Origin of the sequence: Variovorax atrisoli (assembly GCF_014195185.1) — a bacterium.
In the GTDB taxonomy this organism is placed as follows: Bacteria; Pseudomonadota; Gammaproteobacteria; order Burkholderiales; family Burkholderiaceae_C; genus Variovorax; species Variovorax atrisoli.
The window spans coordinates 1,328,943-1,353,354 of the sequence record NZ_JACIBG010000001.1 but is presented as its reverse complement, the minus strand read 5'-3'; the positions used below and the strand labels follow the sequence as shown (position 1 = coordinate 1,353,354).

Genomic DNA, 24,412 nt, shown 5'->3' with positions numbered 1-24,412 from the left:
GAGCGGGTCGATCGTTACGGGGTGGGCTTGCGCTGGCGGGCCGGCCGTTGCGGCGGGCCGCTCGACTCATTCTCTTCGCCAGGCGGCTGCAGCAGCAAGAGCGGCTGCCGCTCCTGCACCGTCTCGCGCAGGAAGTTCCACACCGCCTGCATGCGCGCGAGATGCTTGGTCTCCGCCGGCATCGACATCCAGAAGGTGCGCGTGAAGTTCGCCTGCCCGGGCAGGACGGGGCGCAGCGCGCTGTCGTGTTCGGCGAGGAAGGCCGGCAGCACCGCGATGCCCGCGCCCGCAGCCACCGCGCTGTGCTGCGCGAGCACGCTGGTGCTGCGCAGCGCGAAGGCGTCGGGGCGATGCAGTTCGTCGAGATACTGCAGCTCCTTGCTGAAGAGCAGGTCGTCCACGTAGCTGATGAAGGTGTGGCCGCGCAGGTCCTCCCGGGTGCGGATCGGCTTGTGCGCCGACAGGTATTGCCTGGATGCGTACAGGCGCAGCGTGTAGTCGGTGAGCTTGGCGACCACCACCGGCCCGCGCGCCGGGCGTTCGAGCGAGATCACGATGTCGGCCTCGCGCCGAGACAGGTGCACGAGACGCGGCATCGCGAGCAGGTCGATGGTGAGCTTCGGGTGCCGCACCGCGAACGACGCGAGCTGCGGCGCCAGCACCACCGTGCCGAAGCCTTCGGTCGCGCCGATGCGCACCAGCCCCGAAAGGCCTTCCTGCGAGGCCGGTGCGGTGCTCTCCACCGCCAGGAAGGCGCTCTCCATCGCCTCGACCTGCGGCTGCAGGCGCCGGCCCGCCTCGGTGAGCCGGTGGCCGCCCGATTCGCGCGAGAAGAGCGGGGCGCCGACCTCCTTCTCGAGCGCCTGGATCCGCCGCGCCACAGTCGTGTGGTCGACCTCCAGCCGCCGTGCCGCGCTCATCAGCGTGCCCGAGCGGGCCAGCTCCAGGAAGTACCGCAGGTTGTCCCAGTCCATGTGCTTTCGTGCTTCAGGTCGTATCGGGTGGAAGGCTTTGCATTTTTGCAAAGTCGTCGCGCAATTTTGTCTATTGTCATGGCAAATCTGCAAAGCTAGGATGCGTGACCGACCCGGTTCGCCCGGCGCCGCTTTCACAGATTCACAGGAGACAAAACCCATGGACGCCACCACCACGCCCTCGACCCAGGTCGCCACCGTCAAGCTGCTGATCGGCGGAAAGCTGGTCGAATCGAAGACCACCGAATGGCGCGACGTCGTCAACCCGGCCACGCAGGAAGTGCTGGCGCGCGTGCCATTCGCCACGCAGGCCGAGCTCGACGCCGCCGTCGCTTCCGCCAAGGAAGCCTTCAAGACCTGGCGCAAGACGCCCATCGGCGCCCGCGCGCGCATCTTCCTGAAGCTGCAGCAGCTCATCCGCGAGAACATGAGCGAGCTCGCCGCGATCTTGACGGCCGAGCAGGGCAAGACGCTGCCCGACGCGGAAGGCGACGTGTTCCGCGGCCTCGAAGTGGTCGAGCACGCCTCGAACATCGGCAACCTGCAGCTCGGCGAACTGGCCAACAACGTGGCCAGCGGCGTCGACACCTACACGCTGCTGCAGCCGCTGGGCGTGTGCGCCGGCATCACGCCGTTCAACTTCCCGGCCATGATCCCGCTGTGGATGTTCCCGATGGCCATCGTCACCGGCAACACCTTCGTGCTCAAGCCCTCCGAGCAGGACCCGATGGTCACCATGCGCCTGTGCGAACTGGCGCTCGAGGCCGGCGTGCCCCCCGGCGTGCTGAACGTGGTGCATGGCGGCGAGGCCGTGGTCAACGGCATCTGCGACCACAAGGACATCAAGGCGATCAGCTTCGTCGGCTCCACCAAGGTCGGCACGCACGTCTACAACCGCGCCACGCTGGCCGGCAAGCGCGTGCAATGCATGATGGGTGCGAAGAACCATGCCATCGTGATGCCCGACGCCAACAAGGAGCAGACGCTCAACGCACTGGCCGGCGCGAGCTTCGGCGCAGCGGGCCAGCGCTGCATGGCGGTGTCGGTGGCGGTGCTGGTGGGCGAGGCGCGCAACTGGGTGCCCGAGCTGATCGAGAAGGCGAAGACGCTGCAGGTCGGCGCCGGCACCGACAAGGGCGTGGACGTGGGCCCGCTGGTCTCGTGCGCCGCCTACGACCGCGTGAACAGCCTCATCGAGCGCGGCGAAGCCGACGGCGCGAAGCTGGTGCTCGACGGCCGCAAGCCGACGGTGCCCGGCTACGAGAAGGGCAACTTCGTCGGCCCGACGATCTTCACCGGCGTGAAGCCCGGCATGACGATCTACGACCAGGAAATCTTCGGCCCCGTGCTGTGCGTCGCGGACGCCGAGAACATCGACGAGGCCATCGAGCTGATCAACAGCAACCCGAACGGCAACGGCACTGCGATCTTCACGCAGTCGGGCGCGGCGGCGCGTCGCTTCCAGGAAGACATCGACGTGGGCCAGGTGGGCATCAACGTGCCGATCCCGGTGCCGGTGCCGATGTTCTCGTTCACCGGCTCGCGCGCTTCGAAGCTCGGCGACCTGGGCCCGTACGGCAAGCAGGTCGTGCTGTTCTACACGCAGACCAAGACGGTGACGGCGCGCTGGTTCGACGACAGCACCGTCTCGCACGGCGTGAACACGACCATCAGCCTGAAATAAGCTCGCCCCCAGGCTCCCGGGGCCACATCTGCGATCCGGCAAGGCCGGCTGCGCGATGTCCCCGGAAAGAGGACTCGAGAAATGATCTGCTGTGGGGCACCAATTGGACTTTGAACTTTCCGAAGAGCAGCGCGCCTTCGCCGAGACGGCGCGCGATTTCGCTCAGGCTGAATTCGCGCCGCATGCGGCGCAGTGGGACGCGCAAGCCATCTTCCCCAGGGAAGCGATCGCCAAGGCTGGCGAGCTGGGCTTCTGCGGCCTCTATGCGCCCGAGCGCATCGGCGGCCTCGGCCTTCCGCGCCTCGACGCCGCGCTGGTGTTCGAGGAGATGGCGGCGGTCGACCCTTCGACCACGGCCTTCATCACCATCCACAACATGGCGACGTGGATGCTGGGAACCTGGGCGACCGACGAAGTGGCGCAGCAGTGGGGCGAGGACCTGACGAGCGGGCGCAAGCTGGCGTCGTACTGCCTGACCGAGCCGGGCGCCGGATCGGACGCAGGTTCGCTCAAGACGCGCGCCGAACTGCAGGGCGCCGAGTACGTTATCAACGGCGGCAAGGCCTTCATCTCGGGCGCAGGCTCGACCGACGTGCTGGTGCTGATGGCGCGCACGGGCGGCGCGGGAGCGAGCGGCATCTCGGCCTTCGCGGTGCCGGCGGACGCGCCGGGCATCAGCTACGGCAAGAAGGAACACAAGATGGGCTGGAACAGCCAGCCCACCCGCACCATCAGCTTCGACAACGTGCGCATTCCCGCGCAGAACCTGCTGGGCAAGGAGGGCGAGGGCTTCCGCATCGCCATGAAGGGGCTCGACGGCGGGCGCATCAACATCGCGACCTGCTCGGTGGGCGCCGCGCAGGGCGCGCTCGATGCGGCCCGCCGCTACCTGCACGAGCGCCAGCAGTTCGGCAAGCCTCTGGCCAGCTTCCAGGCGCTGCAGTTCAAGCTGGCCGACATGGCGACCGAGCTGGTCGCTGCGCGGCAGATGGTGCGGCTCGCAGCCTCCAAGCTCGATGCCGGCCATGCCGACGCCAGCACCTACTGTGCAATGGCCAAGCGCTTCGCGACCGACGCCGGTTTCAACGTCTGCAACGATGCGCTGCAGCTGCACGGCGGCTACGGCTACCTTGGCGAATTCCCGCTGGAGCGCCTGGTGCGCGACACGCGCGTGCACCAGATCCTCGAAGGCACCAACGAGATCATGCGCGTGATCGTTGCGCGAAAATTGCTGGAAGGGGACAGCGACATCCGCTGAAACCTGCGCGTTCTCTGCGTGCTGTCCCCGCATCCGATCCAGCCCAGTCTCACCTCAGCTTCACATGACCGACTCAGTAGTTCTCTTCGACGAAATCAAGACCGCCGGCGGCCAGCGCTTCGCCGTTGCCACGCTCAACGCGCCGGCTTCGCTCAACGCGCTGTCCGTGGACATGGTGCGGTTGCTCACCCCCAAGCTGCGCGAATGGGCGAGCGACGCCGGCATCGTCGGCGTGCTGCTGCAGGCCGCGGGCGAGAAGGCCTTCTGCGCCGGCGGCGACCTGCGCCAGCTCTACCAGACGCTGCTCGACTGCGGCCCCGAACGCAATACCTACGCCGAGGACTTCTTCCGCGAGGAGTACGAACTCGACTACCTGATCCACACCTTCCCCAAGCCCTTCCTGTGCTGGGGCCACGGCATCGTGATGGGCGGCGGCGTGGGCCTGCTGGCGGGCGCCTCGCATCGCGTGATGACGCTGCAAAGCCGCATCGCCATGCCCGAGATCAACATTGGCCTGTACCCCGACGTGGGCGGCAGCTGGTTCCTGCGCCGCACGCCGGGCCGCACCGGGCTGTTCCTCGCGCTCACTGCCGCGAACATCAACGCGGCCGACACCATCTTCTGCGGCCTTGCCGACGTGCTGGTGCCTCAGGAGCGCAAGAGCGAAGTGCTCGAAGCCATCGCCGGCACCCGATGGGCCGGCGAGAACAAGTCCGACCGCGCCACGCTGTCGCGCATCCTCGCCAAGGCGGGCGAAGGCGCCGAGATGCCGGCATCGAAGGTGCGCGAGCACTACGACACCATCAACGCGCTGATGGCGGGCGACGACCTGCTCGACATCGCCGGGCGCCTGCGCGAGCTGCAGAGCGACGACGCGTGGCTGCAGACGGCGGCCAAGACCTTCGCCAAGGGCGCGCCCAGCTCGGCCGCGCTGAGCTTCGAGCTGTGGCAGCGCGTGCTGCGCATGTCGCTGGCCGAAGTGTTCCGCCTCGAGTACTGGGCCTCGCTCGGCTTCTGCGCGCACAAGGACTTCGCCGAAGGCATCCGCGCAGTGCTGGTCGACAAGGACCGCAATCCGCGCTGGAACCCGGCCACGCTCGAGGAGATCACGCCCGCCTTCATCGAAGACCACCTGCGTCCGCGCGGGGAGATGCCGCCGGAGCTGGCATCGCTGGCCTGAGAGAGAAAGAAAGCGGACGGCCGGGCGCAAAGGGAGCGAAGGTTCCGCGAAGGACGCGAAACCTTCGCGTCCTCTGCGTCCTGATCCGGCATTCGTGTTCACGCAACCCAGGAGACATCAAATGAAGATCGCATTCATCGGCCTAGGCAACATGGGCGGCCCGATGGCCATGAACCTGCACAAGGCCGGCCACACGCTCGCCGCCTTCGACCTCTCGAAGGAGGCCTGTGCGAAGTTCGGTGCCGACGGCCTGCCGATCGCAAAGTCGGCCGTCGAGGCGGTGGCGGATGCCGAGGTCGTCATCAGCATGCTGCCGGCCAGCGCGCATGTTGAAGGACTGTTCCTGGGCGGCGCTGGCAAGCCCGGGCTGCTGGAGAGCATCCGCGCAGGCTCGCTGGTGATCGACAGCAGCACCATCGCGGCCGCGACCTCGCGCAAGGTGGCCGAGGCGGCTGCGGCGAAGGGCATCGCGATAATCGATGCGCCCGTATCGGGCGGCACCGGCGGCGCCATCGCGGGCACGCTGACCTTCATGGTCGGCGGCGAGACGCAAGACCTGGAGCGTGCGCGCCCGGTGCTCGAGAAGATGGGCGCCAACATCTTCCATGCCGGCGCGGCAGGTGCGGGGCAGACCGCGAAGATCTGCAACAACATGCTGCTGGGCATCCTGATGATCGGCACCTCCGAGGCGCTGGCGCTGGGCGTTGCCAACGGGCTCGATCCGAAGGTGCTCTCGGAGATCATGCGCCGCAGCTCGGGCGGCAACTGGGCGCTGGAAAAGTACAACCCGATGCCCGGCGTGATGGAGACGGCGCCCGCTTCGAAGAACTATGCCGGCGGCTTCGGCACCGACCTGATGCTCAAGGACCTGGGGCTGGCCCAGGAAAACGCCACCGCCGTGCGTGCGGCCACGCCGCTGGGCGGGCTGGCGCGCAGCCTGTATGCGGCCCACAGCCTCGCCGGCCATGGTGCGCTCGATTTCTCGAGCGTGCTGAAGCTGGTGCAGAAGGCTTCCTGAGCCCGCTGCGTCGATCGATCCGGCTCAGCTGTAGCGCGACTGCAGCAGCCACAGCAGGCCGAGCACCACCACGAGCAGCACGGCGAAAAGAACCCAGGCGCGGGTGAACGCCTGCGTTTCGGTGAGTTCGGCCTGCGAAGCCATCGCGGGAGGCGCGCTGGCGGTTACGTCGGGTTGCGGTTGTGTCATTTCCCCACTGTACAGCGCAGTCCGCCGGCCGGGGCCAGCTTTGCATTGGCATCCATCCGCGACATCGACCACATGATGGCGGCTGCCACCAGGTTGGCTCCGACGCTGAACAGGATCGGCAGCAGGTAGCTGCGGCTGATGTCGAAGGCATAGCCCGCCGCGGCCGGACCTACCAGCGTGCCGAAGGCCACGCTGGTGTAGAGCACGCCGATGATCGCGCTGATGTTGCGCCCGCCGAAGTAGTCCATCATCAGCGCCGGCAGGAGTGCGACGAAGCCGCCATAGAACGCGCCGTAGAAGAAGGCGAACACCGCCAGCCCCCGGAAGCCGCCGGACGTAGCCCACACGAGCAGCGACAGCGCCATGCCGGTGGACATCAGCAGCATGGTCTGCGCGCGCCCCATGCGGTCGGCTAGCCCGCCCAGGAAGAAGCGCCCGGCCGTGCTGCCCACGCCGATCGCGCCCAGCAGCAGTACAGCGGACGCGTTGGGCACCCCATGGTCCAGCGCATAGGGCACCAGATGCACGAAAGGCACGAACAGGCCGAACGAGCTGATGAGGCAGGTCACGTAAAGCCCGGCGAAGCGCCGGGTGCGCACGGCATCGCGCACCGTGAAACCCTCGGGACGGGCCGTCGCGGCCTGCGGCAGCGGCGAATCGCCGTCGGGGCCCAGCCCTCGGTCGCGCGGATCGTTCTCGATCAGCAGGGCCATGCCGACGCCCACCACCATCGCCAGTGCACCCAGCGCCAGGTAGGCGTTGCGCCAGCCCAGTGTCTCGATGAAGAGCGATGCGAGCGGCGGCATCGCCAGTGTGCCGACGCCGATGCCGCTCACCGCCAGCCCCGAGGCGAAGCCGCGCCGCCGGACGAACCAGCGCTGCACCGCGCCGAGCACCGGCACGTACGAGGCGCCCACTCCAAGGCCCACGCCCAGACCGTAGGCGAGATAGATCTGCGTGAGGCTGCGCGCCTGCCCCGCCAGCGCCAGCCCCAGCCCGACCAGCACCATGCCGGCGACGGCCAGCCGCCGCGAACCCCAGCGGTCGGCCAGCGGTCCGCTGACCACCCCGAGGCCGAAGTAGAGAAAGCCCGCGAGCGAGAACACCAGCGAGACCGAGCCGCGCGAGGCGCCGAAGTCTTTCTGCAGCGATTCGAGGAAGGCGCTGAAGGTGTAGGCGCAGCCGAAGCCGACGAAGGTCACGGCGAAGGCGCCCGCGACCACCAGCCAGCCACGGAACAGGCCTGCGCCTTGCGATGGGGAAGGGGTGTTCATCATGTGGATGTCTGGATCAGAATATCTAATGCCGTAGTCCCGGGCATTCGAGGCCGGGTGCTCTCTTTCGGTGAAGCCAAGATGGATGTTCCGGCTTCCAGGCCTCCGCGGCAAACCAGAATTTCTGCCTCTTTCAGTTCAGAACGGCTAAACGATGGAACACCAGCTCCCTCCGCTCAACGCGCTGCGCGCCTTCGAGGCCGCTGCCCGCCATCTCTCGGTGAAGAACGCGGCGGACGAACTCTGCGTGACCCCGGGGGCAGTGAGCCAGCTCGTCAAGACGCTGGAGCTGCACCTCGGCGTGCAGCTGTTCCGCCGCGTCAACCGGGGCATCTTCCTGACCGATGCGGGACAGGCCTACCTGCCACCCGTGCGCAATGCGTTCAGGCAGATCAGCGACGCCACGCAGAAGGTGGCCGTGCCCCCGCAGACCGGCCTGCTCACCGTGAGCGCCACGCCGTTCTTCGCTTCCGCCTGGCTCGTGCCGCGCCTCAAGTCCTTCCAGGATGCGCATCCCGACATCGACCTTCAGGTGCTGACGGGCAATGCGCTGGCCGATTTCTCGCGAGACGGCGTGGACGTCGCCATCCGCCACGGCATGGGCCAGTACCCCGGGCTTGCCAGCCAGCGCGTGCTGACGGTCGAGATGGTGCCGGTCGCCGCACCCGCGCTGGTCGCCGGGCACGGCAAGCCGAAGCAGCCGGCCGACCTGCTGCGGTGGCCGCGCGTGAACGACGCCGATCGCAAGGGCTGGCGCCTGTGGTTCGAGGCGCAGGGCATCCACGATGCCGGCCCGGCGCGCGGGCCTTCCTTCGGCGATGCCGGCCTGCTGCTGCAGGCCGTGCTCGCGGGGCAGGGCGCGGCCCTGCTGCCCGCCGCCATGATGGCGCCCGAGATCGCGCAGGGCCGGCTCGTCCAGCTCTCGAACGTGACATGGCTCGAAGACTTCGCCTACTACCTCGTGTGCCCCGAAGCCAGCCGCGACTGGCCGAAAGTCGCGGCATTCCGTGACTGGCTGCTCGATGCGGTGCGCGAGAAGGGCGCTTCGTCAGGTAGCCGCAAGAGAGGATCGCCCACAGTCGCGGGTCAGCCCATCGCGCCGCCACGTCGTCGGCGCGCCGCGGCCGGTCCTTCATGAAGCTCCAGCGACACAGATTCCTCCGCCAGATGGCCGCCCGGCCGCGCCTGTTCATTGCTACCGCCATCGCCATCGCGACCGGCGTGCTGTGGCCTCCGTCCATCGAGGCCCACCTCGTCACGCGTCTGCTGATCGCCTGGAACACCGGCGCATGCCTGTACGTGCTGCTCGCCGCGATCATGATGACGCGCTCTTCGCAGCAGCACATGCGCTACCGCGCGCAGCTCCAGGACGAGGGTCGCATCGTCATCCTCGTGCTGGTGGTGGTGTCGGCCATTGCCAGCCTGGCGGCCATCGGCGGCGAACTGGCGGTGGTGAAGGACATGCACGGCATCGAGAAGATCGCGCACATCGCGCTGGCCGGGCTCACGGTGATGTCGTCGTGGGCCTTCACGCAGGTCATGTTCACCTTGCACTACGCGCACGACTATTACGCCGGCACGGCGCGGGGACGCAATCCCGGCCTCCAGTTTCCGGACGACGAGCCTCCCACCTATGGCGATTTCTTCTACTTCTCCGCGGTGATCGGCACCTCGGGGCAGACGGCGGACGTGTCCTTCGTGTCCAAGCCCATGCGGCGGATCGGCTCGGTGCACTGCATCCTGGCGTACCTCTTCAACACGACGGTGCTCGCGTTGCTCATCAACATCGGCGCGAGCATGTTTTGAGCGCACGGGCACGCCATCTCCGATTCGCCGCTGCGGCACTCCTGTGCGTCGCCGCGACCGCGTGGGCGGACGAAGAGCCGGCCGAAATGCCTTTCAAGCTCACTGTGGGGGCCTACCGCGTTTCCGGCGGGGGCCTTCCCGCGGGGCCGGGGCTGGACATGAACCTGCGCTACACCTACGGGGACGGCAACGTCTGGATAGGCTGGTTTCGCTCGCCGGTACTCGATTTCGCGCAGCCGCGCGTGGGCTGGGACCACACCTTCACGCTGGGGCCGGTGCGGGTGCTGCCTTCGCTGCAGGCCGCTTCGGGCGGATTCGTGGGCGGCAGTCTGGCGGTGGAAACAGGCGACAGCTGGTTCGCCGGCGCGGGCCTGGGCCGCACCAACCTGCGCAACTATGCGAACCTGAACTTCGATCCGAACGACTCGTACACGGTGTATGGCGGCTACAAGTGGACGGACGGAAAGGCGCTGTCGCTCTCGCTGATCCGCGACAACCGGCTGAACCCCGATCAGCAGGACGTGCATCTCGTCTACCGCATGCCGCTGCCCGATCGGCAACGCCTGACCGTCGACCTGCTGGCCAAGCAGGGCACGGTCGAGGGCCGATTCATCCGCCGTGCCGGCCTGACCGTGACCTACGACTGGCCGCGGTGGTTCGTTCGCGCAGCCTATGACCCGAAGGTGAACTTCACGTCGCAGAACATGGTGCGGTTATCGGTAGGCACGCGATTCTGAAGGGCGCAGGAGCGACCATGCGCTTCAGAGCAGCTCGATACCCGGCAGGCTCTTGAAGCAGCTCTCGCGCGTGATGCGCACGAAGTCGGCCAGCCAGGGCCGTGCCGAGGTGGCCTGCGTGCAGGCCATGTAGAGCCGTCCGGTCAGCCCCTTGCTGCCCACGCGGCGCGCGGTGACGTAGCCTCGGTCGAGATAGTTCTGCACCGCCCACAGCGGCAGCGTCGCCACGCCGCGTCCGCTGGCCACCAGCTGCAGCATCGCGACCGTGAGCTCGGTCGTGCGGCGGTGCGCGGGCTCCACGCCAGCGGGGTCCAGCACCTGGCGAACGATGTCGAGCATCTCGTCGGGCACCGGGTAGGTGATGAGCGTCTGGTCGGCGAAGTGCCGCGCCGTGAGGTACGCCTTGGCCGTCAGCGGGTGGTCGTTGGCGAGCAGCGCCATGATCTCGAAGCGGAAGAGGGCGTGGTAATCGACGGTTTCGCCGGGGTCCTGCTCGGACACGATGGCCACTTCTGCGCGGTTCTGCATCACCAGCGCGATCGGGTCGGGGTGGAAGCCCGAGACGATGTCGAGCTCGATCTCGGGCCAGCGCTGGCGGAAGGCGTCCATGGCCGGCATGAGCCAGTCGAAGCAGGTGTGGCACTCGACCACGATGCGCAATTGGCCGCTGCGCCCCAGCGCGAGCCGTGCCACGTCGCGCTCGGCTTCCTCGATCAACGGCAAGGCCGTGTCGGCCAGTTGCAGCAGCCGCAGGCCGGTGGTGCTGAACTGCGGCGGCACCGACTTGCGCTCGAAGAGCTGGGCGCCGTAGCGGTCTTCGAGCAGCTTGACCTGGTGCGACAGGGCCGACTGGGTGAGGTTGAGCAGCTGCGCCGCGCGCACGAGGCTGCCGGTGTCGCGCAGCGCGACGAGCGTGCGCAGGTGGCGGATTTCAAGTATCGATTGCTGCATGAAAAATATTCAATCGAAAGAGCAAAAGGTTTCGTTTGAATCATATGCCTCAAACGCCGACCATCGCTGGCTCACAAGATTTCCAAGATCAGCGACCGGATTACCTGAAATGACCACCCGTACCCACACCCTCGGCTTTCCGCGCATGGGCGCCCACCGGGAACTCAAGTTCGCCCTCGAGAAGCACTGGCGCGGCGAGATCGACCGTGCCGCACTCGAAGCCGTCGGTGAGCAGCTGCGCGCCCGCCACTGGCAGGCCCAGCGCGACGCGGGGCTCGACTTCGTGACGGTGGGCGACTTCGCCTACTACGACCACGTGGCCAACCACATCCAGCTGCTTGGCTGCGAGCCGGAGCGCTTCGACTTCCATGGCGACGAGCCCGAGCTCTCGCGCTATTTCAAGATGGCGCGCGGCGTGGAGAGCGAAGCCGGCCACGTCCACGACGAGAGCTGCAACCACGGCACCGAAGGCACTTTCGCGCTGGAGATGACCAAGTGGTTTGACACCAACTACCACTACCTCGTGCCCGAATTCAAGGCGGCCACGCAATTCAGGCTCGCGTCGACGCGCCTCTTCGATGAAGTGGCGCAGGCGCAGCAGGCCGGCCACGGGGTCAAGGCCGTGCTGCTGGGGCCGCTGAGCTTCCTGTACCTCGGCAAGGAAAAGGAGGCCGGCTTCGACCGCTTCTCGCTGCTCGATTCGCTCCTGCCGGTGTACGAACAGGTGCTGGTCCGACTGAAGCAGCAGGGCGTGGAGTGGGTGCAGATCGACGAGCCCATCCTGGGCCTGGACCTGCCCGATGCATGGCGCAACGCCTTCGAGCGCGCCTACTGGCAGTTGGCCCGCAGTGCGCCGAAGCTGCTGCTGGCCACGTATTTCTCGCCGCTGTCGGACAACCTGCGCCTGGCCTGCCAGCTGCCGGTGGCAGGCCTGCACGTCGACGCGGTGCGTTCGCCGCAGGAGCTCACCGGCGTGGCCGATTGGCTGCCGGCGCACAAGGTGCTGTCGGTCGGCGTGGTGGACGGCCGCAACATCTGGCGCACCGATGTCGATGCCGCGCTCGCCAGGCTCAAGCCCGTCGCCGAGAAGCACCAGGGAGAGCTGTGGATCGCGCCGTCGTGCTCGCTGCTGCACGTGCCTTTCAGCCTCGCGGCGGAGACGAAGCTCGATGCGGAGCTGAAGTCGTGGCTCGCCTTCGCCGTCGACAAGCTCGACGAGCTGCGCGTGCTGCGCGCGGCCATCGATGGCGGCGAGGCCTCGGTCGCGGCCGAGCTGGCGGCCGCCCGCTCGGCGGTTGCGGCACGCCGTGCCAGCCCGCGCGTGCACCGTGCCGACGTGGCCCTGCGCCTCGCGCGCAGCGTGGCCGGCGACGACAGCCGCGTCTCGTCCTTCGGGATGCGCCAGCTGGTGCAGCGCACGCGCTTCGCGCTGCCCGCGCTGCCGACCACCACCATCGGATCGTTCCCGCAGACCGCCGACATCCGCGCCGCGCGCGCCGCCTTCAAGCGAGGCGAACTCGACGCGGACGGCTACCGCGAGAAGATGCGCGCAGAGATCGCGCTGGCCGTGCGCAAGCAGGAGGAACTTGGCATCGACGTGCTGGTGCATGGCGAGGCCGAGCGCAACGACATGGTCGAGTACTTCGGCGAGCAGCTCGACGGCTTCGCCTTCACCGCCAACGGCTGGGTGCAGTCGTACGGCTCGCGCTGCGTGAAGCCGCCGGTGATCTACGGCGACGTGGCGCGTCCCGCGGCAATGACGGTCGAGTGGACCGCCTACGCGCAAAGCCTCACGAAGCTGCCGATGAAGGGCATGCTGACCGGCCCCGTCACCATCCTGCAATGGTCCTTCGTGCGCGACGACCAGCCGCGCGCCACCACCTGCGAGCAGATCGCATGGGCGATACGCGACGAGGTGGTCGACCTCGAAAGTGCCGGCATCGGCATCATCCAGATCGACGAGCCGGCCATCCGCGAGGGACTGCCGCTGCGCCGCGCCGGATGGCCCGCGTACCTGAAGTCGGCCACGCGCGCCTTCCGCATCAGCGCCTCGGGCGTGCGCGACGAGACGCAGATCCACACGCACATGTGCTATTCGGAGTTCAACGACATCCTGCCGGAGATCGCGGCGATGGACGCCGACGTGATCACCATCGAGACCAGCCGCTCCGACATGGAGCTGCTGCGAGGCTTCGGCGGCGACGGCAACGTCGGCGGCTTCCGCTATCCGAACGAGATCGGCCCGGGTGTCTACGACATCCACTCGCCGCGCGTGCCCTCGGTCGAGGAGATCGTGCGCCTCATGCGCAAGGCTGCCGACGTGGTGCCGCCCGCCAACCTGTGGATCAACCCCGACTGCGGCCTCAAGACCCGCGGCTGGCCCGAGACCGAGGCGGCGCTGTCGAACATGGTGGCGGCGGCGAAGCTGCTGCGCGAGGAACTGGCGCAGGCCTGAGAAGTGCGGAAAAGACCGGGGCAACCGGGGCCGGCAGGAGGGTGAGGGGAAGGCCGGCGCGCCAATAATGGCGCCATGCTTTCCCCGAAACGTCTCCTTTTCTTCCGTTTCTCCCTGTTGCTTCTCCTGCTCCCGACCCCCCTGATGGGCTGGGCGCAAAGCCGCGCGGAAGCGCTGCTGCAGTTCGAAGGCGTGCAACAGCGCTACCAGGCCTCCTACGGGCCCGGTGCCGTCTCGCGGGGCGCCAGGGAACTGCTCGATCCCGACGACCAGGCCATCGCCGACAAGGCGCTCAAGGCGCTGGATACGGCGGCGGCCCGCGCATTCAACACGAACGCGTCGGTGGCCGCCATCCAGCAGGAAGTTGCATCGGCCGGCAACGGCGGTGCGGCACCCGGCCCGCAGCTGCTCGCGGCCGTGGCGCACTTCGTGAAGCTGCGCACCGACTATGCGGCGATGAGCGATGCCGGCAAGGCGGAGTTCTTCAACCGCGAGCGCGCCAAGCCCGTGGACCCGGCCCGCGCCGAGCTGCTGGAGCGAATGGCCGTGGCCGACGTGCGCGAGATCGACTTCTCCAGCCAGTTGCTGATGAGCGCCGTCGTCAAGCAGCTGGCGCGCGGCAATGGCGGCCAGTTCAGCTCGCTGCCCGACCGCACGCTCGACATGGCCCTCGACACGCTCTGGTCGCGCGGCGTGACCTCGACGCGCCCGCGCAACCTGATGCTCGTGGCGCGCGAATTCGAGAGGCAGGTGACGCAGGCGCAGCTCGCCGCGCTGGCCGACGCCGACGTGGCCGCGTTGCTGGCATGGCGCAACGATCCGCAGGCCGCCGCCGAGCGCGAGGCGCTGGTGGGCACCTACCGCGCCGAGGTCAAGGGCAGCGGCGGCGTCGCGCTGCGCACCCTGATCCGAGCCTGGCCGCGCTCCTGACCGACAGGCCGCTGGGAGAAATCCCGAGGCCAAAGCCGCTCCGGGAGCGTGCAATGTGCGATGTATCCGACAACGACTCACAACACACAGGAGAACTTCGCATGACTTCCAACCGCATTGCATCGCTCGCCGTCGGGCTGGCCGTGGCCGTCCTCGCCCAGGGGGCCGCTGCGCAGGCCTGGCCCACCAAGCCGATCAGGCTGGTCGTTCCCTTTTCCGCAGGAGGCGCCAACGACCTGATGGCGCGGGCGGCGGCCGAAGGCGCGTCGAAGCAGCTGGGGCAGCCGGTGATCGTCGACAACAAGCCCGGCGCGGGCGCGGTCCTCGGCGCCGACGTGGTCGCCAAGAGCGCTCCCGACGGCTACACCTTCCTGGTGAGCGCGGCGGGCGTGGTGTCGAACAGCATGATCAAGAAGAGCATGCCGTACAAGGACGAGGCGCTCGTGCCGGTGGCCATGATCGGGTTGGCGCCCTCAATGATCGTGGTGCCGGCCAATGCGCCCTACAAGGACCTGAAGGAGTTCGTCGCCGCCTCCAAGAAGTCGGCCAACGGCTTCCACTGGGCCACCGCCGGCACCGGCAGCACGCCGCACTTCGTCGAGGGCATCCTGCAGACGAAGTACGGCGGCAAGCTTGACGTGGTGCCCTACAAGAGCGGCTCGGAGTCGATCACCGCGGTGCTCGGCAACCAGGTCGAGGCGACCTCGGAGGCCAGCATCGTGGTGCTGCCCTACGCGAAGAGCGGCAAGCTCAAGGCGCTGGCGGGCACGTGGACCCAGCGCATCTCGGCCTACCCCGAGCTGCCGACGGCGACGGAGGAGGGCTTCCCCGAGATCCGCATCGCGCACTGGGCCGGCGTGCACGCGCCGCGCGGTACGCCCGACGCGATCATGGACAAGATGGCCGCGGCCGTCGACGCCGCGATGAAGTCGCCCGAGATCGCGAAGCGCCTGAAGGACATGGGCATCGAGCCCGTCGGCGGCACGCGCGCGAGCTTTTCCAAGTTCGTCGACGAGGAGCGCGCGCGGCTCGCAAGCGTGGTCAAGGCCACAGGCATGAAGGAAGACTGAGCCGGGCCGGCTGCCCCGGAAGTGAGCACGGTCGCTGGCATGCAACGTGCATGTGATTCACGAGGGCTCTAAAGAGCGCCGCCGTGTCGGTACCACCTTTTATTGAAAGATGAAGGGCACCGGGGCGGCTGTGCTTGACGGTCTAGTGACAAAGTATGCAAACTGCCGTGGTTTTCGGCCGTTGAAAGGACACTTGGATTAGCGTCGACAAAAAGTTCCGGTCTATTGTTTCAATTTCGTGAACACTGCGATTCGTTCTCCATAGGGTTTGCCCTAGGTTTCGTGGTGCACACTAGCGGCACCAAAAGCCCAATGAAGAAGGAATTGAAATGAAGACCTCGAACATCCTCGCCGCCGCCGCTCTGTCCCTGCTCGCCGCCGCTGGCGCCCACGCAGAAACCTATGAAGGCGTTCAGCCCCTGACTTCCGGCTACAGCCGCGCCGACGTGGCGCCCCAGGCCGCAGCAGCCGCCCGTGCCGGCAACGCCTACGGCGACAACGAAGGCGCCGCTTCGACCGCCACCCCCGCGCTGGCCGCTTCGGTCGACCGCGCCACCGTCCGCAGCCAGGCCGTCGCCGCCGCTCACGCTCCGGGCCAGAACCTGCGTCCCGAAACCTTCGCCGGTAGCGTGATCCCCGCGCAAGCCAAGGGCCTGACCTTCACGCGTCAAGCCGGCCTGTAATTCGAAGGCGGCGCAAGCCGCTTTTCATCGAATCACAAGTCACACATCAAGAGAAACCGGACCTGCGAAAGCAGCGTCCGGTTTTTTCATTGGGGCTTCAGTTTGTGCTTCGCCCCGTGGCGATGGCAATCGTGCGCATGGTCGTCCACGATGCCCGTGGCCTGCATCCATGCGTAGACGATCACCGGCCCGACGAACTTGAAGCCGCGCTTCTTCAGTGCCGTCGAGATGTCTTCCGACAGCGGCGTCTTCACCGGCACGTTTCCGGTGCGGTTCACGATGGGCTTGCCGCCCGCCATGCCCCAGATGAACTCAGAAAAGTCCTCGCCCTTTGCCTGCATCGCGAGGTAGGCGCGGGCGTTGCCGATGGTGGCCTCGATCTTCGAGCGCGAGCGCACGATGCCGGCATCCTGCATCAGCCGCTCGACGTCGGCATCGGTGAACCTGGCGATCTTCTCGGGCACGAAGCCCTTGAAGGCCTTGCGGAAGGCATCGCGCTTTCGCAGGATGGTGAGCCACGAGAGCCCGGCCTGGAAGCCGTCGAGCATGAGCTTTTCCCACAGCGCGCGGCTGTCTCGCTCGGGAACGCCCCATTCGGTGTCGTGATAGGCCATCAGCAGCGGGTCGGTCTGGGCCCAGGCGCAGCGGATCTTGTCGGTGCTGTTGCTCATTGTTCGTTCGATTCTTCGCTCGGCTATCGTCGCGGGATGTTTTCAGAATGAGGGGGAGACCCTGATGCAGCAATTTCGATTTTCATTGTCGGCGCTTTCGCTGGGCCTTGCGCTCGCCCTCGGCTCGCCGGCGCATGCCGACACGATCAGGAAACCCCAGCTCGATCAGCTCGCCGCCGCGTGGCAGGCCGGCAAGGCTCCCGCCGACTTCGATGCCTTCCTCGTCCAGGCGGCGAAGAGCCAGCCCACGCTGCAGGGCAGCGTGGATGCCTACCGCGGCAGCAAGGCATCGCTGGCGGGCGACGATCTCGTCAACGTCGCGCGCTTGCTCGGCCTCTACAACCGTCTTAAGAACCAGCAGGCCGTGATCGAGAGCATCGGCACCATGGTGGCGATTCCGACGGTGCGCAACGTGCAGGTGCCGCCCCACGAAAGTGCGCCGATCATCGAGTTCGGCCAGCTGGTCGAGAAGATGTCGCGCGACTTCGGGCTTGCGTACCGCAACGTCGACAACCGCATCTTCGAGGTCAGCCTGAAGGGCAGGGGCTCGGAGGAGTTCGGCATCCTCACCCATGCCGACGTGGTGCCCGCGGTGCTGTCCGAATGGGTGCTCGACGACGGCACCCGGCTCGACCCTTTCAGGATGACGCGCGTGGGCGACTTTCTCTACGGCCGCGGCACCATCGACGACAAGGGCTCGATCGCGGCGGTGCTCTACGCGATGAAGGCCGTGAAGGAAAGCGGCCTGCCCATCGAGCGCAGCATCCGCCTGATGATCGAGACCACCGAGGAGACCGGCGGCGACGCGATGCAGTACTACCGCACGAAGACGCAGCTGCCGGCCTACAACATCGTGCTCGACAGCAAGTACCCGGCGGTGGTGGCGGAGAAGGGCTCGGGCGCGCTGAAGGTGCTGTTCCCTGCTGAGGCGGCCGACCCGGCATCGACCGCGATCACGGCGATGACGGGCGCCGCGTCGGCCAATGCGATCTCGCAGACGGCCACCGCCACGCTCAAGGGCGGCGACCTGGCCGCCGCGCTCGCGAAACTCGAGGCCGCGAAGCCCGGCTTTCTGAAGAAGTACGAGGGCCAGGGCGGCAAGTTCGCCATCGACATCGCACGCGGTGCCGACAGCATCGAACTGAAGGTGACCGGCGTATCCGCCCATGGCTCGCGACCCGAAGAGGGCGTGAACCCGCTGCCGCGGCTCGCGCTGTTCCTGCAGGAATCGGGCGTGCCGCTGGCCTCCAACCACTATCTGAAGGCCGCGAGGTACATCGATGCGCTCTACGGCACGGGCTATCTCGGCGAGAAGCTGGGCCTCGGCTATGCCGACGACTTCACGGGCCCCCTGACCTTCTCGCCCAACCTCGTGCGCATGGGCAGCGACGGCCGGCTCGAGGTGACGGTCAACGTGCGCATGCCTCGCGGGCGCACGCCCGAGGAGCTCAAGGCCCAGGTCACGCGGAAGATCGATGCCTGGGCGGGCGCGAACGACGTGAAGCTCGAGATCGCGTACGACCAGGGCAACTGGATGGCGCGCGACCCCAAGGGCGCATGGCTGTCCACGCTGCTGAACATCTACGGCGACACCACCGGCCTCGAAGCCAGGCCCGTGCCCACGGCCGGCAGCACCACCGCGAAGCTGATGCCCAACGCCATCAACTTCGGTCCTGCGATGCCCGGCAAGAAGTACACCGCGCACAACGCCAAGGAGTACAAGGAAGTGCCCGACCTCGATGCCGACATGCAGATGTTCACCGAGATGCTGGTGCGTATCGGCAATCTGAAGCAGATGCAGTAGCCGGCCCGAAGGCGAAGCCCCTGAGCTCCAGCAGCTCGTCGAGGATGGGGCAGGCGGGCTGGTGGTCGCCCAGGCACAGGCCCGCGAGGCGCTCCAGCACGCGCTTCGTTGCCTGGAGTTCCTCGATGCGCGATTCGAGCTCCTCGGCGCGCGTCAGCGCCACGCTCTTGACTTCGGCGCTCATGCGGTGCTCATCCTGTCTCAGCGCGAGCAGCCTGGCGATGTCGCCCATGCCGAAGCCCAGTGCGTGCGCCCGGCGGACGAAGCGCAGCACGCCGATTTGCTCGTGGCTGTATCCGCTGCCGAAGGCGCCGTGGACCAGCCCTCGGGCTTCGCACTGGCGCAGCAACCGTTCGGAGATGCCCGCACGGGCGATGGCCTCTTCCATGCCGAATCGCGGTTCGGGCTGCGCTGCGGTTGCCGATGCCGATGCCGATGCCGATGCCGATGCCGAATCCGGCGTGCCTTGGTGGCGAGGGTTCTTCATGCGAGCTCCTTCGTGTCGAGAAGGCTCGCAGTCTTCGGCTTCGCACAGTGTCAAGGTCAAGCGGGCGGGCCGCTTTTCCCTTTGGACGGGAGGGCGAAGCGGCCTCCCGCCGGGCTGCCTGCGCCGCCTATCGAAGGCCGTGCGCGTGCAGGGCCGCCTTGAGGCGCCGCACCTCGTGCTGCAGGTCGAGGATCAGCGCGGCGGCATCGAGGTTCACGCCGAAGTCGCGCTCCAGCCTGCGCGCCTCGAGTGCGCACTGCAAGTCGGTGCTCGAGAACTCCCAGCGCTCGGGCGGCGCCTCGGCTGTTTCGATGCGCAGGATGCCGACTTCGACCAGCTGCACGACCCAGGCGGTGTCTGCGCCGACGGCATGCGCCAGTTCGCTCGCCGCGAGCGGCTGCGATGCACTGATGGCGGTGGTGCTCGTGAGGGTGAAATTCACCATGCTCAGACTCCCAGATGCTGGCGTGGGTTGAAGGATGAGGTGGCCTGGGCCAGTTGCTCGTAGGCCTTGCGGGCGTCGTCGCTGTCGGCGGGCGGCACCGCGACTTCGATCAGCAGGTACAGGTCGCCCGGCGTCTTGCCTGCAAGCCCGCGGCCCTTCAGGCGCAGCTTCAGGCCGCTGCGCGCGTTGCGCGGCACGGTCACCTCGACCACGCCGCCGGTCGGCGTCGGCACCTGAACCTGCGCGCCCAGCGCGGCCTCGGTGGGCGTGACGGGCAGCGTCATGTACAGGTCGCGCTCCTCCACGCGGTAGAGCTTGTGCGGGGCGATTCGCACTTCGAGGTACAGGTCGCCCGGCGGCTCGCCGCCGTGGCCGGGCATGCCTTGGCCGGCCAGTCGGATGAACTGGCCCGGGTGGACGCCCGGCGGAATCTTCACGCTGAGCGTGCGGTTGTTCCACTGCGGGTGTCCCTGCGCGTCGATGGTCTGCGCGCGCAGCGTGATCTCGCGCTCGGCGCCGTTGAGGGCGTCTTCCAGGGCGATCTCGATCGCCGCATGGTGGTCTTCGCCGCGCGCGCGGAAGTTCTGCCGCGCGGCGCCGCGCCGCTCGGCCTCGCCGAAGAGCGAAGAGAAGAAGTCGCTGAAGTCGGCATGGTCGGCCGGACCCTGGCGCGGGCCGCGGTGGAACTCGAAGCCTTCGTCCCAGCCCGGCGGCGGACGGAAGTCGCCCTCGGGGCTGCCGCCGCGCGCGACGCGGTCGGCCAGCGCGTCATAGGCGGCGCGCTTCTCCTTGTCGCCCAGCACGTCCTTGGCCTCGTTGATGTCGCGCATGCGCTGCTCGGCATCGGCCTCGGTGCTGACGTCGGGGTGGTACTTGCGGGCGAGCTTGCGGTAGGCCTTGCGCACCTCGTCGTCCGACGCGGTGCGGTCGATGCCCAGTGCGCTGTAGTAGTCCTTGAATTCCATGGTGCGTGGTGGTTCGTTGGGTGGACGGCATCGAGGTGGGGAAGGATCCCCGGCAGCTACTAGGCCAGGGCCGCGTCGCCGTCGGCGTGCCGCAGCAGCGGCGTCACGGCCCATGTGGGGCCGCGGCGCTCGAAACGCAAGGGTTGGGCGTTGCCGAGCAGGCCGAGGTCGACGGGCACGCCCAGCAGGGCGGCCAGCGCGTAGAGCGTACCGCCGTGCGCCACCACCAGCACCGGGGCCGGCAGCCGCAGGGCGGTGTCGATGGCCTCGCGCGTGCGCGCGATGAACTGCGAAAGCGTCTCGCCGCCCTCGGGCTCGCAGGCCCAGTCGATGTTGGCGGACGAGGTGCCGATGAGCGCGCCGAAGTTGCGCTCGCGCAGCGTGGCCTGCGCGGCCGGCACCAGCTTGAGCGCGGTGGCCACCGCATAGGCGGTGTCGTTCGCGCGCCGCGCGTCGCTGCACACCACCGTGCGGATCGGCTCGCCCGCCAGCAGCGTGGCGGCGCGCGCGGCCTGCTGCAGGCCGAGCTCGCTCAGCGGCTCGTCCACCGCCTGGAAGATGCGCAGCGCGTTGCGGCCAGTTTGCCCATGGCGCAGGAAGTAGAAATGGTCGCAGTCGGGCGAGAGCGGCTGGTCCGCGGCGATGCTGATCAGCTGGTCGAGCCCGCTGGGTCTGGTGTGTGCGGGGGTAGCGGTCTGTGTCGACATGGATGGAAGGTGGTATCGATCGGTCAGTAGGCGAGCTGCAGCGGCGCGCCCACGCGCTGCGCCTGCACGTCGGCGCGGTGGAAGGGCAGCGGATGCCACTGCTTGGCCGCGAACAGCGGCAGCTGGTCGTAGGCGCGCGGCGAGGCGGGGTCACTGCTCTGGCCGTAGGTCAGCAGGCCCTGGGCGACGGGGCCGTTGGCGTCGAAGCTCACGACGTGCATGTAGCTGCTGCCGTAGTTGACGTTGTAGCCCTTCGGGTCGATCAGCGACTGGCCCTGCGACTCCAGCTTGTTGAGCACGCCCTCGAACTCGTCGCCGCCGTGCAGCGCGATCTTCTGGCCGCGCACCAGGCGCGACTGCGGCACGCCCAGCGGCACGTCGGCCGCGAAGCCGGCGGTGCGCAGGATGCCGACGGCCTCGCCCAGCGCCTTGAACACGGCCTCGCGCGTGGCCGGCGTGGCCATGTCGAGCCCGGCCGGCGTCGCCACCGGCTGCGCGGGGTCGAAGGGCAGGCGCCAGACCTTCGGGATGTCCTTGGCCTTGCGCCAGAACTCGCGGAAGAGCGGTGCGCCCTTCGAGTCGGCGTTGCTGGTGCGGTCCCAGGCGGAGAGCACGCGGCAGCCCAGCGCCTGGTCGGTGTCGAGCGCGCTGCCGGCGGCGCGGCAGGCTGCCTGCAGGTCGTCCATCACCAGCATGCCGGCGAGGTTCCTGTCGCGGAAGATCACGCTGCGCAGCTCGGCCGCGCCCATGCGGTTGCCGGGCAGGCCGTCGGTGCCCGCCAGGCGGCTGCGGATCTCCAGGATGCCGCTGCGCGTGCGCAGCCGCTGTGGCACGCCGACGGGGCCCACCAGCGGCGAGATGCCCGCCGCCGGTGCGACGTCGGGGTTGCTGAGCCAGAAGCTGTCGTTGCTGTTCTGCACGTAGTCGGGCGTGACGAGCACCGGCATGCGTGCCGGCGCGATGATGCCGGGCGCGGCGGCGGCGCTGTCGCGGTTCCAGGCGCAGGCGCTGCGCGAGCCGTCGAGCACCGCCAGACCGGCCGCGTTGAGCAGCGCCGCGGCGGCGGGCGAGGGCGCGCAGCTCCTGAGCATCTCGGCCGACACGTCGGGCACCACCGACAGGTCTGCGTACATCGCGTTGCCGTCGCGGTCGGCGGCGATGGTGTTGATCCACGGCATGCCCTGGTTGCCCATGGCGGCACGCAGCTCGGTGATGTTGCGCGCCAGCGCCATCTTCATCCACGCGTCGGCCGATCGCACGTTGAGCGTGTTGGCGTCGCGGATGGCGTAGGCCCTCTGCGCGGTCCAGCCCAGGCCGGCGCGCGGCAGCGAGATCACCGGGCCCCAGTCGGTGGAATAGAAGGTGTGCTGTACCTGGGGCGCGCTGCCGCCCGTTGCGGCGGCGGGCAGGGTCACGGTGCGCGCGAGCATCTTGCGCGGCTGCCCGTCGACCAGGTACGTGGTCGGATCGGCGGGGTCGAGCTTCAGTTCGTAGAGCGTGAAGCGCTTGCCGGTCGAGACGGTATGGGTCCAGGCCACGTCCTTGTTGAAGCCGATCGCCACCACGGGGCTCAGGCCGCCGGTCGCGCCCATCACGTCGAGCTTGCCGGGGATGGTCAGGTGCATCTGCCAGAAGCGGTTGGTGCCGTTCCACGGGAAGTGCGGATTGCCCAGCAGCAGGCCGCTGCCGTCCGGCGTGGCGTTGCGCCCGAAGGCCCAGCCGTTGGAGCCGAGCTCGCCGCCCTCGGGGTTGGCGTTGAAGCTGTGGCGGCCGATCTCGGCGACGGCTTCCTTCAGCTCGACCGGCGCGGCGCCAGTCTTCGCGCCGGGCGCGGGCGGCACTGCGGCCAGCACGGCGCCGGCCAGTGCACCCAGGCCGCCCTGGATCATCGACATCTCGGTGGCGCGCGACAGGTCGGCGGCCGTCATCGGGCGAACCCAGGGCTTGCCGCGGCAGGCTTCGGGCAGGCCATTGGGGCCGGCGTCCTGCAGGTAGCGGTTGTAGCCGGCCACGTAGCCGCGCAACGCGGCCTGCACCTCGGGGCTGGTGGTGGCGCCCGCGCGTGCCAGCGCGGCGTCGTCCATGTGATAGCGGATGAACAGGTCGATCTGCGCGTTCGGCGCGCGGCCCAGGCCCAGCTCGCCGGTGTTCTGCGCGCCGAGGAACTGCGAGCGCTCGCCGCGCAGCGTGAGCAGGTGCTCGGCCGTCTGGCAGACGTTGTCCTGCGCATGCGCGTAGGCGCTGCCGTAGGCCAGGCCCTCGTAGTCGGGCGCGGTGATGTGCGCGATGCCGAAGGTGGTGCGCTCGATGGTCACGCTGCGCCCGCCGGGCGGCGGCGTGCTCGCGCAGGCGGTAAGCAGGGCGGCCAGGCCCAGCGAAAGGGCCGTGAGCGGAAACCGGGAGGGCGTGGTGTTCTTCGATGTCATGCGGGCGTCTCTCTTCTTGGATGGGAACAAGCAAGCCGATTAAAGGACGTGCCTTCGCCGCGCGTTGTCACCAGCGCGGCACGCCGCGCCGGGTTCAGCCGAACTTCATGCCCTTGGGACGGGCCTGCAGGCGGTGGATGTACGCATCGATCTTCGGGCGGTTCGAGCGGCCGCCGAATGCGCGGTGCCAGATGAACATCGAGCCGATCATCACGTCGGCCGCCGTGAACTGCGCCCCGAAGAGGTAGGGGCCGTCGCCCAGCTCGCGTTCGACCGCGTCCTTGGCCGCCTCGAAGTCGGTCCAGCCGCGCGCGCTGTTGTTGCTGCGGATCTTCAGGATGGCGTCGCCCATCGCGGGCTCGAGCTGCGAGGTCGAATAGACCATCAGCGACAGGTAGCGGCCCCGCTCGGGCGAGCCGACGGGCGGCGCCAGCCGCTTGCCGGGAAACTTCTCCGCCACGTACATGCAGATGGCCGCGTTCTCGAAGATGCGCGTGCGGCCGTCGACCAGCGCGGGCAGCTTGCCGGCCGGGTTGATCTTGAGGAACTCGGGCGTCTTGTGCGCCTTCTCCCGGATGAGGGTGGGCACGATCTCGTAGTCGACGCCGGCTTCGTCGAGCATCCACTTCGCCACCTGCGCCCGGCTGTGCGGGTCGAAATACAGCTTCATGGTCATGGGTGTGTCTCCTGCGGCCTCG

General features: G+C 68.3%; 23 protein-coding genes. 12 read left to right on the top strand and 11 right to left on the bottom strand.

What is annotated here, in order from left to right; all coding sequences use genetic code 11:
* Positions 1–14 precede the first annotated feature (14 nt).
* Positions 15–974 (bottom strand): LysR family transcriptional regulator, encoded by a 960-nt coding sequence (locus FHY06_RS06415; protein WP_132798350.1) that lies wholly within the window; start codon positions 972–974, stop codon positions 15–17.
* Positions 975–1,134: 160 nt separating this feature from the next.
* Between FHY06_RS06415 and FHY06_RS06410 the strand changes: the two genes are divergently transcribed.
* From FHY06_RS06410 to mmsB, 4 genes are all read left to right on the top strand, one after another.
* Positions 1,135–2,658, top strand: a complete 1,524-nt coding sequence (locus tag FHY06_RS06410; RefSeq protein ID WP_184603935.1) for a CoA-acylating methylmalonate-semialdehyde dehydrogenase — start codon at positions 1,135–1,137, stop codon at positions 2,656–2,658.
* Positions 2,659–2,761: 103 nt separating this feature from the next.
* Positions 2,762–3,916, top strand: coding sequence for an acyl-CoA dehydrogenase family protein (locus tag FHY06_RS06405; protein WP_126182225.1), 1,155 nt, complete (start codon positions 2,762–2,764; stop codon positions 3,914–3,916).
* A gap of 64 nt (positions 3,917–3,980) precedes the next feature.
* Positions 3,981–5,096 (top strand): enoyl-CoA hydratase/isomerase family protein, encoded by a 1,116-nt coding sequence (locus FHY06_RS06400; RefSeq protein ID WP_184603933.1) that lies wholly within the window; start codon positions 3,981–3,983, stop codon positions 5,094–5,096.
* 121 nt (positions 5,097–5,217) lie between these two features.
* Entirely contained in the window at positions 5,218–6,114 is an 897-nt protein-coding gene (gene mmsB / locus FHY06_RS06395; RefSeq protein ID WP_184603931.1) for a 3-hydroxyisobutyrate dehydrogenase, read from the top strand.
* Positions 6,115–6,138: 24 nt separating this feature from the next.
* Here mmsB and FHY06_RS06390 read toward each other — a convergent pair whose 3' ends face one another.
* Both FHY06_RS06390 and FHY06_RS06385 read right to left on the bottom strand, forming a co-directional pair.
* Positions 6,139–6,303 (bottom strand): hypothetical protein, encoded by a 165-nt coding sequence (locus tag FHY06_RS06390; RefSeq protein ID WP_157773606.1) that lies wholly within the window; start codon positions 6,301–6,303, stop codon positions 6,139–6,141.
* Positions 6,300–7,580, bottom strand: coding sequence for an MFS transporter (locus FHY06_RS06385; RefSeq protein ID WP_409327436.1), 1,281 nt, complete (start codon positions 7,578–7,580; stop codon positions 6,300–6,302). The genes FHY06_RS06390 and FHY06_RS06385 overlap by 4 nt, the downstream gene beginning before the upstream one ends.
* 151 nt (positions 7,581–7,731) lie before the next feature.
* On the opposite strand from FHY06_RS06385, the gene gcvA reads away from it, so the two are divergent.
* The 3 genes from gcvA (at position 7,732) to FHY06_RS06370 (ending at position 10,120) form a co-directional block, all read left to right on the top strand.
* The gene (gene gcvA / locus FHY06_RS06380; RefSeq protein ID WP_184603926.1) at positions 7,732–8,715 is read left to right on the top strand and encodes a transcriptional regulator GcvA; all 984 of its coding nucleotides are present in this window, start codon (positions 7,732–7,734) and stop codon (positions 8,713–8,715) included.
* Between the two features lie 29 nt (positions 8,716–8,744).
* Positions 8,745–9,383 carry a DUF1345 domain-containing protein gene (locus FHY06_RS06375; RefSeq protein WP_019652025.1) on the top strand — a complete coding sequence of 213 codons (639 nt, stop codon included), beginning with the start codon at positions 8,745–8,747 and terminating at the stop codon, positions 9,381–9,383.
* 86 nt (positions 9,384–9,469) lie between these two features.
* A complete protein-coding gene (locus tag FHY06_RS06370; RefSeq protein WP_260310079.1) occupies positions 9,470–10,120 on the top strand; it encodes a hypothetical protein in 651 nt (216 codons plus the stop codon).
* Between the two features lie 24 nt (positions 10,121–10,144).
* Here FHY06_RS06370 and FHY06_RS06365 read toward each other — a convergent pair whose 3' ends face one another.
* Positions 10,145–11,071 (bottom strand): LysR family transcriptional regulator, encoded by a 927-nt coding sequence (locus tag FHY06_RS06365; protein WP_184603925.1) that lies wholly within the window; start codon positions 11,069–11,071, stop codon positions 10,145–10,147.
* 109 nt (positions 11,072–11,180) lie between these two features.
* Here FHY06_RS06365 and metE point away from each other — a divergent pair, with 109 nt between their 5' ends.
* The 4 genes from metE to FHY06_RS06345 all read left to right on the top strand — a co-directional run bounded on the left by metE (position 11,181) and on the right by FHY06_RS06345 (position 16,209).
* The gene (gene metE / locus FHY06_RS06360; protein WP_184603924.1) at positions 11,181–13,526 is read left to right on the top strand and encodes a 5-methyltetrahydropteroyltriglutamate--homocysteine S-methyltransferase; all 2,346 of its coding nucleotides are present in this window, start codon (positions 11,181–11,183) and stop codon (positions 13,524–13,526) included.
* Between the two features lie 117 nt (positions 13,527–13,643).
* The gene (locus FHY06_RS06355; RefSeq protein ID WP_260310078.1) at positions 13,644–14,456 is read left to right on the top strand and encodes a hypothetical protein; all 813 of its coding nucleotides are present in this window, start codon (positions 13,644–13,646) and stop codon (positions 14,454–14,456) included.
* Between the two features lie 101 nt (positions 14,457–14,557).
* Complete coding sequence (locus FHY06_RS06350; RefSeq protein WP_184603922.1) at positions 14,558–15,526, top strand: Bug family tripartite tricarboxylate transporter substrate binding protein; 969 nt, start codon at positions 14,558–14,560, stop codon at positions 15,524–15,526.
* Positions 15,527–15,855: 329 nt separating this feature from the next.
* Complete coding sequence (locus tag FHY06_RS06345) at positions 15,856–16,209, top strand: alpha/beta hydrolase (RefSeq protein WP_126182217.1); 354 nt, start codon at positions 15,856–15,858, stop codon at positions 16,207–16,209.
* An 86-nt stretch (positions 16,210–16,295) separates the two neighbouring features.
* Here FHY06_RS06345 and FHY06_RS06340 read toward each other — a convergent pair whose 3' ends face one another.
* Positions 16,296–16,880 carry a DNA-3-methyladenine glycosylase I gene (locus tag FHY06_RS06340; RefSeq protein WP_184603920.1) on the bottom strand — a complete coding sequence of 195 codons (585 nt, stop codon included), beginning with the start codon at positions 16,878–16,880 and terminating at the stop codon, positions 16,296–16,298.
* 64 nt (positions 16,881–16,944) lie between these two features.
* Between FHY06_RS06340 and FHY06_RS06335 the strand changes: the two genes are divergently transcribed.
* Positions 16,945–18,684, top strand: a complete 1,740-nt coding sequence (locus FHY06_RS06335; protein WP_184603918.1) for a dipeptidase — start codon at positions 16,945–16,947, stop codon at positions 18,682–18,684.
* On the opposite strand, the gene FHY06_RS06330 is transcribed toward FHY06_RS06335, so the two are convergent.
* From FHY06_RS06330 to FHY06_RS06305, 6 genes are all read right to left on the bottom strand, one after another.
* Complete coding sequence (locus tag FHY06_RS06330; RefSeq protein ID WP_260310077.1) at positions 18,638–19,171, bottom strand: MerR family DNA-binding protein; 534 nt, start codon at positions 19,169–19,171, stop codon at positions 18,638–18,640. The two genes, FHY06_RS06335 and FHY06_RS06330, sit on opposite strands and share 47 nt — an antisense overlap.
* Positions 19,172–19,298: 127 nt before the next feature.
* Positions 19,299–19,616: a chaperone modulator CbpM gene (locus FHY06_RS06325; RefSeq protein WP_126021976.1), complete on the bottom strand. Its 318-nt coding sequence runs from the start codon at positions 19,614–19,616 to the stop codon at positions 19,299–19,301.
* 2 nt (positions 19,617–19,618) lie between these two features.
* Complete coding sequence (locus FHY06_RS06320) at positions 19,619–20,581, bottom strand: DnaJ C-terminal domain-containing protein (RefSeq protein WP_184603915.1); 963 nt, start codon at positions 20,579–20,581, stop codon at positions 19,619–19,621.
* Positions 20,582–20,640: 59 nt separating this feature from the next.
* Complete coding sequence (locus FHY06_RS06315) at positions 20,641–21,288, bottom strand: histidine phosphatase family protein (RefSeq protein WP_184603913.1); 648 nt, start codon at positions 21,286–21,288, stop codon at positions 20,641–20,643.
* Positions 21,289–21,311: 23 nt separating this feature from the next.
* Complete coding sequence (locus tag FHY06_RS06310) at positions 21,312–23,714, bottom strand: penicillin acylase family protein (protein ID WP_184603911.1); 2,403 nt, start codon at positions 23,712–23,714, stop codon at positions 21,312–21,314.
* 94 nt (positions 23,715–23,808) lie between these two features.
* Entirely contained in the window at positions 23,809–24,390 is a 582-nt protein-coding gene (locus FHY06_RS06305) for a glutathione S-transferase family protein (RefSeq protein WP_126182213.1), read from the bottom strand.
* Positions 24,391–24,412: the final 22 nt, after the last annotated feature.

Bases quoted from the DNA above. Each gene is read 5' to 3' on its own strand.
- FHY06_RS06310 (WP_184603911.1), bottom strand. From the start codon at position 23,714: ATGACATCGAAGAACACCACGCCCTCCCGGTTTCCGCTCACGGCCCTT.
- FHY06_RS06315 (WP_184603913.1), bottom strand. From the start codon at position 21,288: ATGTCGACACAGACCGCTACCCCCGCACACACCAGACCCAGCGGGCTC.
- FHY06_RS06390 (WP_157773606.1), bottom strand. From the start codon at position 6,303: ATGACACAACCGCAACCCGACGTAACCGCCAGCGCGCCTCCCGCGATG.
- FHY06_RS06345 (WP_126182217.1), top strand. From the start codon at position 15,856: ATGAAGACCTCGAACATCCTCGCCGCCGCCGCTCTGTCCCTGCTCGCC.
- FHY06_RS06400 (WP_184603933.1), top strand. From the start codon at position 3,981: ATGACCGACTCAGTAGTTCTCTTCGACGAAATCAAGACCGCCGGCGGC.
- FHY06_RS06385 (WP_409327436.1), bottom strand. From the start codon at position 7,580: ATGATGAACACCCCTTCCCCATCGCAAGGCGCAGGCCTGTTCCGTGGC.
- FHY06_RS06365 (WP_184603925.1), bottom strand. From the start codon at position 11,071: ATGCAGCAATCGATACTTGAAATCCGCCACCTGCGCACGCTCGTCGCG.
- FHY06_RS06410 (WP_184603935.1), top strand. From the start codon at position 1,135: ATGGACGCCACCACCACGCCCTCGACCCAGGTCGCCACCGTCAAGCTG.
- FHY06_RS06305 (WP_126182213.1), bottom strand. From the start codon at position 24,390: ATGACCATGAAGCTGTATTTCGACCCGCACAGCCGGGCGCAGGTGGCG.
- metE (WP_184603924.1), top strand. From the start codon at position 11,181: ATGACCACCCGTACCCACACCCTCGGCTTTCCGCGCATGGGCGCCCAC.
- FHY06_RS06335 (WP_184603918.1), top strand. From the start codon at position 16,945: ATGCAGCAATTTCGATTTTCATTGTCGGCGCTTTCGCTGGGCCTTGCG.
- gcvA (WP_184603926.1), top strand. From the start codon at position 7,732: ATGGAACACCAGCTCCCTCCGCTCAACGCGCTGCGCGCCTTCGAGGCC.
- FHY06_RS06320 (WP_184603915.1), bottom strand. From the start codon at position 20,581: ATGGAATTCAAGGACTACTACAGCGCACTGGGCATCGACCGCACCGCG.
- FHY06_RS06370 (WP_260310079.1), top strand. From the start codon at position 9,470: ATGCCTTTCAAGCTCACTGTGGGGGCCTACCGCGTTTCCGGCGGGGGC.
- FHY06_RS06415 (WP_132798350.1), bottom strand. From the start codon at position 974: ATGGACTGGGACAACCTGCGGTACTTCCTGGAGCTGGCCCGCTCGGGC.
- mmsB (WP_184603931.1), top strand. From the start codon at position 5,218: ATGAAGATCGCATTCATCGGCCTAGGCAACATGGGCGGCCCGATGGCC.
- FHY06_RS06375 (WP_019652025.1), top strand. From the start codon at position 8,745: ATGGCCGCCCGGCCGCGCCTGTTCATTGCTACCGCCATCGCCATCGCG.
- FHY06_RS06340 (WP_184603920.1), bottom strand. From the start codon at position 16,880: ATGAGCAACAGCACCGACAAGATCCGCTGCGCCTGGGCCCAGACCGAC.
- FHY06_RS06350 (WP_184603922.1), top strand. From the start codon at position 14,558: ATGACTTCCAACCGCATTGCATCGCTCGCCGTCGGGCTGGCCGTGGCC.
- FHY06_RS06325 (WP_126021976.1), bottom strand. From the start codon at position 19,616: ATGGTGAATTTCACCCTCACGAGCACCACCGCCATCAGTGCATCGCAG.
- FHY06_RS06330 (WP_260310077.1), bottom strand. From the start codon at position 19,171: ATGAAGAACCCTCGCCACCAAGGCACGCCGGATTCGGCATCGGCATCG.